The sequence below is a fragment of the Burkholderia arboris genome, assembly GCF_902499125.1.
GTDB classification, from domain to species: domain Bacteria; phylum Pseudomonadota; class Gammaproteobacteria; order Burkholderiales; family Burkholderiaceae; genus Burkholderia; species Burkholderia arboris.
Genome location: NZ_CABVPX010000027.1, coordinates 99343 through 109030, shown reverse-complemented (window position 1 = coordinate 109030; position 9688 = coordinate 99343). Strand labels below are relative to the sequence as shown.

At 65.6% G+C, this 9688-nt stretch carries 8 protein-coding genes; 3 read left to right on the top strand and 5 right to left on the bottom strand.

All coding sequences use genetic code 11. The annotated features are described in order from the left end of the window. The 5 genes from BLA15945_RS27880 to BLA15945_RS27860 form a co-directional block, all read right to left on the bottom strand. Positions 1-1763 (bottom strand): ESPR-type extended signal peptide-containing protein (locus tag BLA15945_RS27880; protein ID WP_265095825.1); only part of this gene is annotated, 1763 nt, incomplete at its 3' end. A gap of 961 nt (positions 1764-2724) precedes the next feature. After that, the gene (locus tag BLA15945_RS27875) at positions 2725-3627 is read right to left on the bottom strand and encodes a hypothetical protein (protein WP_059239033.1); all 903 of its coding nucleotides are present in this window, start codon (positions 3625-3627) and stop codon (positions 2725-2727) included. Positions 3628-3722: 95 nt separating this feature from the next. Continuing rightward, entirely contained in the window at positions 3723-3941 is a 219-nt protein-coding gene (locus BLA15945_RS27870) for a hypothetical protein (RefSeq protein WP_006480563.1), read from the bottom strand. Between the two features lie 237 nt (positions 3942-4178). Continuing rightward, entirely contained in the window at positions 4179-4829 is a 651-nt protein-coding gene (locus BLA15945_RS27865; protein ID WP_174993874.1) for an NADPH-dependent FMN reductase, read from the bottom strand. A gap of 310 nt (positions 4830-5139) precedes the next feature. Further along, entirely contained in the window at positions 5140-5445 is a 306-nt protein-coding gene (locus tag BLA15945_RS27860) for an NIPSNAP family protein (protein ID WP_059239038.1), read from the bottom strand. A 281-nt stretch (positions 5446-5726) separates the two neighbouring features. Here BLA15945_RS27860 and BLA15945_RS27855 point away from each other — a divergent pair, with 281 nt between their 5' ends. From BLA15945_RS27855 to BLA15945_RS27845, 3 genes are all read left to right on the top strand, one after another. Further along, positions 5727-6515, top strand: a complete 789-nt coding sequence (locus BLA15945_RS27855; protein ID WP_059239040.1) for a GNAT family N-acetyltransferase — start codon at positions 5727-5729, stop codon at positions 6513-6515. 361 nt (positions 6516-6876) lie between these two features. Then, positions 6877-8961, top strand: a complete 2085-nt coding sequence (gene kdpB / locus BLA15945_RS27850; RefSeq protein WP_174993879.1) for a potassium-transporting ATPase subunit KdpB — start codon at positions 6877-6879, stop codon at positions 8959-8961. Between the two features lie 28 nt (positions 8962-8989). Beyond that, positions 8990-9688, top strand: a complete 699-nt coding sequence (locus BLA15945_RS27845; protein ID WP_174993873.1) for a winged helix-turn-helix domain-containing protein — start codon at positions 8990-8992, stop codon at positions 9686-9688.

Genomic DNA, 9688 nt, shown 5'->3' with positions numbered 1-9688 from the left:
GTGGACAGCGAGCCGATCGAGCTGGTGGCCGACGAGAGGCCGGTCGACGTGGAAGTCGACAGCGACGTGATCGAGCTATTAGCCGACGACAAACCGGTCGAAGCCGACGTCGAAAGCGAGGTGACCGAGCTGTTGGTCGAGCTCAAACCGGTGGACAGCGAGCCGATCGAGCTGGTGGCCGACGAGAGGCCGGTCGACGTGGAGGTCGACAGCGACCTGACCGAGCTATTGGCCGACGACAGACCCGTCGAAGCCGACGTGGACAGCGAGGTGACCGAGCTGTTGGTCGAGCTCAGGCCGGTGGACAGCGAGCCGATCGAGCTGGTTGCCGACGAGAGGCCAGTCGACGTGGAGGTCGACAGCGAACCGATCGAGCTGTTGGCCGACGAGAGGCCCGTCGACGTGGAGGTCGACAGCGAGCCGATCGAGCTGTTAGCCGACGAGAGGCCCGTCGACGCCGAGGTCGACAGGCTTGCGATGCTCGACGTCGTCGTACTCGCGACCGAGTAGAGCTGGCTGCCGTTGATCGCATCGGTGCTGGTGGCGCTGACGAGGCCGGCTGCGACGTTCTGGATACGGCGTTCCGAGCCGACCTTGCCGACGCTGACGATACCGGCGGACGAGCTTGCGCCGGCATAGGTGCCGAACGTTTGGCTACCGATCGTCGTGCTGCTTACGCTGCCGGTACCGCCGGTTGTACCCGATGCGGTGCCGCTGGCGGTGGCGCCGGAGCCGATTGCGACCGAATTGGCGACGGTGGAGGTGGCGCCCGAACCCAGCGCGATCGAGCTGCCGCCCGACGCGGTTGCGCCGTTGCCGAGTGCGATGTCGTTCGCGGTAGTCAGCGAGCCGCTGACCCCAGCGACGGCGTTCGTGCCCTGTGCAATCGAGTTGTTTCCGTATGCCTTGGCGGTCGTACCCAGCGCGACTGCGCTGTTGGCTGCCGCCGTTGCGCCGGCGCCCAGCGCCATGCCGGCATCGATCACCGAGCTCGAATTGTCGACCGTTGCGCCGACGCCGAGTGCAACCGCACGCGTCGTGTTGTTCGACGTCGTGGCCAGCGCACCGACCGCGACGCTGCTGTTCTGCTGCAGATAGCCGTTCTGGTCGGCCGATGCGCCCGTACCGAGCGCGAAGCTTTGACCATAGCTCGTCGCGCCATTGCCGATCGCGATCGAGTTGATGTCCTGAGAGCCGCCCGTGGTCTTGGCACCCGTGCCGATGGCGATCGAACCGTCGGCTGCCGTTGCGGCATTGGCGCCCAGCGCTACGGATCCGACACCGCCTGCTGACGTGTTATAGCCGAGCGCGGTGCTCGACTGACCCGACGCGGTTGCCTGGAGGCCCGCAGCGAGCCCCCACTGAGCCGCATTTGAACCCATGCCGATGGCGACCGCTCCGGCGCCGGAAGCCGTCGTGAACGACCCGAACAGGGTCACCCCGGACAGGTTGTTGCCGTTGGCGCTACAGCCTGCGACGGAAGACCAGCCGCCGGTGCCGTCCTGAGGGTTGCTCCCCGCTGCATAGGTGCGCACACCGTCCGGGCCCGTACCGCTGCCGAAGCCACAATTGGCTCCGCCATTGCCTCCGCTGAACGAGTAGGTCCCCGCGTAGGCAGCGTGCCCAGCGCCAACCAGCAACAGGCTGACGAGCAATTTGACCGATGCAGAGCGTTTGCTCTTGCCCCGTGCCGAGTCGAGTTCAGATGCCGCGACCCAGGCGCCAAGGGCTTCGTTCCAGATCGAGCGGTATGTGCGGTTCATGTCCTGCTACCTCCAAATGTGCACGCCACACACCGGTCTCTTTTGTTAGAGGAATACTCCGTGCGCTCGCGCGAATCTCAAAATTGATGGGCGGAGTTTATTGGAGGTGAATTTTATAGATTGATAAAAAGTGATAAATAAGGGGTTTTGAAAGTTAAAAGATGGTTAATACATCGTGTTTTGATGTATCTATCGAGAATGATTTTGAAAGATGTAAGAATGTGTCGTGTAGGGTTTGAATTTTTCTGGAGAATCCTTGGTTTTTATATATAAATCAACGACTTGCTGTTGTTTTGTGCGGTAGGTGACATGCGTTTTCGTCTCAAAAGTAAGACAAATGAAATAGCAAACGTTTGCGCGCACCTCGATTCTTTCATCATTGTAATGTCAAGTGGCGTCTTGATTGATAATGTATTCATGGTTTTGTTGATTTATTGGGTTTCGATTTTGTATCTGGTTTGTTTCTGTTTTTATTGATTATCTATAAATCAATTAAATCTGAAATTCAGGATGTTGGACTGTGCTGATCTGCGCATTTCGCCAAGCGCAGTTGCCCGCGTGACGGGCGTTCCGGGCCGGTTGGCTCGTCGAATTTGTAAAAAAGTGCTACAGAGCGACAGATGGGACTTTCGGCATCCAGATATAGGATTTGTCCTATTGACGATATCGGTGATATCGGTGCTGCGACGGAATTGGGGCGCACGCCGGGCCGCCGAGGGCGCGGCTTCGGGACGGATGTCCCGCGCGATGCCGACGGGTTGTCAAAGACGAGGGGCGGCGGCCGGGGCCAGGCGCCCGAAATGTCAGATTCTGGGTGCGGCAATGTGTCCGCTACGCCGAGGGGGCGTCGGCGTGGCGGAGGGAAAAGGGGGCGGATCGATCGTGTCGGGCGTGTCGCATCCGGCCCACGAATGTGGGCCGAACCGGCCGCTTGCCGCATGGATTGCGGCAACGCTCGACCTTACTTCCTGAGAAACCGCAGCGCGAGCCGGGCCATCCGCGGCACGAACATCGGGCGCAGCAGGCGCCTGTCGTACCCGGCCATACGCCGGTCGTTCTCCACGAGACACAGCTCGATCAGCTCGCGCGGGTTCAGCGCGTCGCCGAGGTCGGCGGTGCCGGTTGCCGGAAAATTCGCGTCGCGCGCAGCGCCATCGGCATCGATGCCGCGCGCGATGTTCATGCGGTCGCGGATCAGTTGCACCCACACGGCCGCGACGCGGGCGAAGAACCACGGCCGGCGCCACCACGGCATGGTGCGCCAGTACCACGCGTACCAGTTCGCGAAGAACAGGATGTGGCGGCCTTCTTCCTGGATCACGGGCTCGAAGGTGTCGACGAGTTCGGGCGGGAAATAGCCGGAGCGCTGCGCGGAGCGGAACAGGCCGAACGCGAAGAAGCTGTCGATGCATTCGCTGAAGCCCGTCATCATCCACGACCACTCGGGATCGGCCGGCGCCGGGTAGGCCGGCTCGGGCGCGAGCCGGATGCCGTATGCCTCGACGAGCTTCGACAGTACGACCTTGTGGCGCGCTTCCTCGCCGCCGTCCATCTCGAGCGCGCGGCGCAGCAGCGGATCGTCGACTGTTGCCGCGTAGGTTGCCACGCGGATCGACGCGCGGCCTTCGGTCTGTACCGCGATGTCCCAGATCGGCAGCGACGTGAGCCGCCTGAGTTCATCCGGCTTGAGCGCCGGCCAGTCGATCACGGCCGGTTTGTACGGGTTGTGTGTGTCGAGCAGCATGCGGCAGAACATCTGCATGTGCGCATCGGAACCGATCCGGACCGGACCTTGCCTCTCGAAGGTCCAGTTGCGCATTGCGTGATCTGCGGCTGCATGCTCTTCCTGCAGCGTGTCACTCATGGCTGTTGTTATGCGATTACGGGTCGAAAGATTTTTGCATAGCTTCCGTAATCACGTATTTTCGAGCGGCCATGTGCGCGCCGGCCCCGCGCGCGTCACGCGTTCGTGTCGACCCAGAGGCGGCCCCAGCGCGACGCGTAGGCGAGCGCGTGTTCCTCTTCGAAGAAGAAATCGATCGCGTCGAACGACACGGAGCGCGGCGACGGCCCGCCGCTTGCCCGTTCGATCGTCAGGTTGGCGGCGAACAGCCCGTTCGGCAACCGGGCGGCGGCGGGGGCGACTTCATAGCCCTTGTAGCGGATCGTACGGTTCATGGCGTGCACGGAGAGAGTTCGGACTTTCAGCGTACGAAAACCTGCCGGCGACGTGAACCAATCTTTCGGCCAATGCTAATCACGCGGCAGGCTGAATCGTTATCGGGGCGGTACGCAGGGGAGGGGCGACGCGGGGGAGGCGACGGCGTGCATGGTCCGGCGCCGCGCATCCGAAGACGTGCCGCGCGCACCCGTCGAACCTCGTCGAGCGGGGGCGCGCGGCGCAATGCAGGGGGATTACTGGTTGGCGACCTTCAGCACGGGCGCGAGCGCATCGACCGATGCCGCATGCGAGGTCGCGCGATGCGACGCGAACGCGAGCGCGAATTCGGCGGCTTGCGCGCCGACCGTCTCGAGTTGCGCGACGACCTTCGGATCCGAGCAGCTGTCGGCGCTTTCGAAGCGCGTTTCCAGCGTGTTCACGGTTGCGCCGAACGGCGTCGGCCAGCCGCGCAGTGCATGAACGATCGACCGCAGCGACGTCAGCACCGTGCCGGCCGCCTGCCAGCCGTAGGCAGTGACGATCAGGCCGACTGCGCGGCCGTCGAGATACGGGCGTTCGTCCGTGCGCAGTTCCTCGAGCGTGTCGAGCGCGTTCTTCACGAGACCGGAGACGCCGCCGTGATAGCCCGGTGTCGCGATGATGATCGCGTCGGCCTGGCGCACGGCGTCGATCAGCTCGTGCTGCGCGTCGGTCAGCGTTTTGTGTTCGGGAGCGTAGTGCGGCAGCGTATGCAGGAACGGGCCGTCGAACAGGCGCGTACGGGCGCCGGCGGCCTGCGCGCCGCGCAGTGCGAACGACAGCGCGCGTTCGGTCGACGACGCGGCTCGGGTGGTACCGCCGATGCCGACGACGAACGGGCGGCGGTGTTGATCGAATGCAGTCAAGGGGCGCTCCTCGGGGATGGCTTGCCCGGCTAAGCACAGGCTTAAAACCAGATGGTAACGACCCTGTCGCCACTCTGAAAACGACTTTTCGTTCTATCGATATGCCGCGCGGCGGGGGCGACCGTGTGTGCGACCCCGCAGATCGATAGCAGAAATGCTTGGTTGGGACGGTACGCCGCGGTCGATAAGATGGGCCCGTCTCCTCCATGATGTCTCTACTGACATGGGTTGGCCCCGCCGCGCGGATGCAGGCGGGGCTTTTTTTCGTCCAGGCCAGGAAAAAGGGTGCGATGCCCCGGGCTGTCGCCCGTTATGCGAACACCGGCCGGAAGAAGCTGCGCTCGTAGCTGACGATGCACCGCGTTTCCTCCGCGTAACGGAACGCGGCCTGGCAGGCCGGATCGTCTTTCGAGCGCTCGCGATAGCGCTCGTATTCGGCGAGGCTCGGGAACGAGAACATCGCGAGCGCGATGTTGCTCGCGCCTTCGGACGGCAGAAAGTAGCCATGATGCGTGCCGCCGAACTGCTCGACGAGCGGAATCCACATCTTGCCGTAGGTTTCGAACTCGGCGAGCTTGTACGGATCGATGACGTAGCGGAGGTAGCAGGTAATCATGTGCACTCGCAATGCGGTGAGGGAGCCGCGAGTCTGGAGTGCGTTGCGGCACGTGTCAACGGCGCGCACGCAAGGCGTCGATTCGGTCGTGCGACGCGTTGCTTGCGTGAGCAACGATCGGTGCGCTTTCATGCGTTCGCAATGGCGAGCGCGGCGCGCCGGACGACACCGTCGTCATCGCGTCTGCCACGCCCGTTTCCCCAAACTTTTACGACATTTTTTCTTGCGACGGCGACCGGCGCGCTCATAGACTTCGTGCATCCCAACCACGGAGCATGGCAATGTCGATACCCTGGAACGCGATCGCCGAACGAACCCCTGCCGCGCCGCCTTCCGTGTGCGCCGATCGGGTGATCGTCCGGCGCTTCGATCCGGCAGTCGACAGTTATGCGCAACTCACGCCGATGCTGCATCGTGCGTTCGCGCGGCTCGGCGCGATGGGGCTGAACTGCACGTGCGTCGATCAGGACGAAGACGTTACGCGCCGCCGCGCGGAAGCGGGCGAGTGTTATGTCGCCGTGTGCGGCGGGCGCGTGATCGGCACGGCGACGCTGTATGCGACCGATCCGTCGTCGGCGTGCTCGCTGTACCGGCGCGAAGGCGTCGCGAGCGTGCGCCAGGTGGCCGTGGACCCCGAGTGCCAGAGCCGCGGGATCGGCGCGTTGCTGCTGTCGTTCGCCGAGCAGTGGGCCGCGTTGCGCGGCTATACGCTGCTCGCGCTCGATACGCCGCATCCGGCTGCGCACCTGCTGGCATTCTACGGCGCGCAGGGCTTCGAGGTGGTCGACGTGATGCGCTTTGCCGGCAAGCGCTACGAGAGCGCGATCCTCTGCAAGCGCCCCGTCGCGCGTATCTCGCGCCGCGTGTCGCCGGCGTCGCGGCTGGCGGCACGTGTCGCGGCCGTACGGCGTCTTGCGTATGCATTGCCGTCGCGCGTGGCCGCAGTGGCGCGGCGCGACCTCCGTGTGCGCCGCGGTGCCGGATGGGCGGCACGACGCGCGGCCGGCGCCGCAAGTTGCCGCTCGTCGCCGTGGCGGCCGCGTCAGCACGGGCGCTACACGTTCGGCTGAACGACGGGCGCCCGGTTCCTTTCCAGCTTTTGCCGCGTAGACATCGCGTGAGCGGAGTGTGGCGCTCCCGCTCGTGTACGGCCCTCGAGACACCCCCGCCGCATCGCGGCGAAACGGATGTTTACGCGCTTTTTATGCCCTGACGTGATCCTTTGCCGCGATCTTCACGCGAATCTTCATAAGATGGTTGCGTGGAAACGGAAGCCGCACGTGCGAATGCGTGCAGGCAGCCGGCTCGCCTGACCGATGCCGGCTGCCACCGCACCGCCGCGCCGGCAAAAGGAAAACCGCCATGTCTCTCGATCATGTGACAGGCCCGCGTCCCGAGCAGCGGGGCCATCCGCGCACCGCTGCGCGCTCGATGTTCGATCCCGCGCTCGTGCGTCCGGCGATCGCCGACGCGTTCAGGAAGCTCACGCCGCGCACGCAGTTCCGCAACCCGGTGATGTTCTGCGTGTACGTCGGCAGCATCCTGACGACGCTCCTGTGGATCGCGGCGCTCGCCGGCCAGGCCGAGGCGCCCGCCGGTTTCATCGTCGCGATCGCGCTGTGGCTGTGGTTCACCGTGCTGTTCGCGAACTTCGCCGAAGCGCTCGCCGAAGGGCGCTCGAAGGCGCAGGCCGCGTCGCTGCGCAGTGCGAAACACAACGTGGTCGCGAAGAAGCTTTCGGCGCCGCGTGCGAAGGCCGCCGTCGAGGTGATGGCGTCGACCGACCTGCGCCGTGGCGACGTCGTGCTGGTCGAGACCGGCGACGTGATCCCGGCCGACGGCGACGTGATCGAAGGTGTCGCGTCGGTCGACGAATCGGCGATCACGGGCGAATCCGCACCGGTGATCCGCGAATCGGGCGGCGATTTCTCGTCGGTGACGGGCGGCACGCGCGTGCTTTCGGACTGGATCGTCGTGCGGGTCGCCGTCAATCCGGGCGAGGCATTCCTCGACCGGATGATCGCGATGGTCGAAGGCGCGAAGCGCAAGAAAACGCCGAACGAGATCGCGCTGACGATCCTGCTCGTCGCGCTGACGATCGTGATGCTGCTGGCCACCGCAACGCTGCTGCCGTTCTCGATGTTCTCGGTCGAGGCGATGAAGGCCGGCCACGTGGTGACGATCACCGCGCTCGTCGCGCTGCTCGTGTGCCTGATCCCGACGACGATCGGCGGCCTGTTGTCCGCGATCGGCGTGGCCGGGATGAGCCGGATGATGCAGGCGAACGTGATCGCGACGTCGGGCCGCGCGGTGGAGGCGGCCGGCGACGTCGACGTGCTGCTGCTCGACAAGACCGGCACGATCACGCTCGGCAACCGCCAGGCGGCGGCGTTCGTGCCGGCGCCGTTCGTGACCGAGGAGGCGCTGGCCGATGCGGCCCAACTGTCGTCGCTCGCCGACGAAACGCCGGAAGGCCGCAGCATCGTCGTGCTCGCGAAGCAGCGCTTCAATTTGCGCGAGCGCGACATGCAGGCGCTGCGTCCGGTATTCCTGTCGTTCAGCGCACAGACGCGGATGAGCGGCGTCGACCTGTTTCCTGCCGGGGCGTCGCCCGGCGCGCCCGGCCGCGAGATCCGCAAGGGCGCGGCCGACGCAATCGCGCACTACGTCACGTCGCATGGCGGCCGGGTCACGCGCGAGGTCGAGACGGCCGTGACCGACATCGCGCGCCGCGGCAGCACGCCGCTGGCGGTCGCGGAGCGGCGCGACGGCGTGGCGCGCGTGCTCGGCGTGATCGAGTTGAAGGACATCGTGAAGGGCGGCATCAAGGAGCGCTTCGCGGAACTGCGCAAGATGGGCATCAAGACCGTGATGGTGACGGGCGACAACCGGTTGACGGCCGCGGCGATCGCGGCGGAGGCGGGTGTCGACGACTTCCTCGCGGAAGCGACGCCGGAAACCAAGCTCGCGACGATCCGCGAGTACCAGGCGGCCGGCCGGCTCGTCGCGATGACGGGCGACGGCACCAACGACGCGCCGGCGCTCGCGCAGGCCGACGTGGCCGTGGCGATGAACACCGGCACGCAGGCGGCGAAGGAGGCCGGCAACATGGTCGACCTCGATTCGAACCCGACGAAGCTGATCGAGATCGTCGAGATCGGCAAGCAGATGCTGATGACGCGCGGCTCGCTGACGACCTTCTCGATCGCGAACGACATCGCGAAGTACTTCGCGATCATCCCGGCAGCCTTCGCGACCACCTACCCGCAACTGCGCGTGCTCGACGTGATGCATCTCGCGTCCCCGGCGTCGGCGATCCTGTCGGCGGTGATCTTCAATGCGCTGATCATTGTCGCGCTGATTCCGCTCGCGCTGAAGGGCGTGCGCTATCGTCCGCTCGGCGCGGCGCCATTGCTGCGCAGGAACCTGCTGCTGTACGGCCTCGGCGGCGTGCTGCTGCCGTTCCCGTTCATCAAGCTGATCGACGTGGTGCTGGTTGCATGCGGATGGGCGTGAACAGGGTGACGCGCGGAGGCATGACCGCATGAGCGAGCCGACCGTCGTCATCGCGATCGTCGACGAAGACAGGTTCATCCGGCATTTCGTCCGCGTCGCGCTGAAGGCCGAACGCATGCACGTGTACGAGGCCGCGACCGGCGCCGCAGGCGTGGCTGCCGTGACCGCCCGTCCCCCCGACCTGATCGTCGCGGATACGAACCTGCACGATCTCGGTGGCGCCGAACTGATCCGTGCGCTGCGCGCGTGCTCGGATGCGCCGTTGATCGTGCTGTCGGCGCGGAGCGCGGAATGCGACAAGGTGGCCGCGCTCGACGCGGGCGCGGACGACTATCTGACCAAGCCGTTCGGCGTGGCCGAGTTGATCGCGCGGATGCGTGCGCAACTGCGGCGGCAGGCCGGCGGCGGGCGCATCGATGCGGTGCGCGTGCGCCTCGGCGACGTGATCGTCGATCTCGGCGATCGCCAGGTGGTGCGCGGCGGCGAACGCGTGCATCTGAGCCCGGTCGAATACCGGCTGCTGGCTGTCCTCGCGCATCACGCGGGACGGCTGCTGACACACGACCGGTTGCTGAGCGAGGTGTGGGGCAAGGCGCACGGCAAGGATGCGCACGACCTGCGCGTGGTTGTCGGCCATCTGCGGCGCAAGCTGGAGGCCGAGCCGCGGCGGCCCGAATACATCGTGACGGAGAGGGGCGTCGGCTACCGGCTTGCCGGCGCCGCGTAA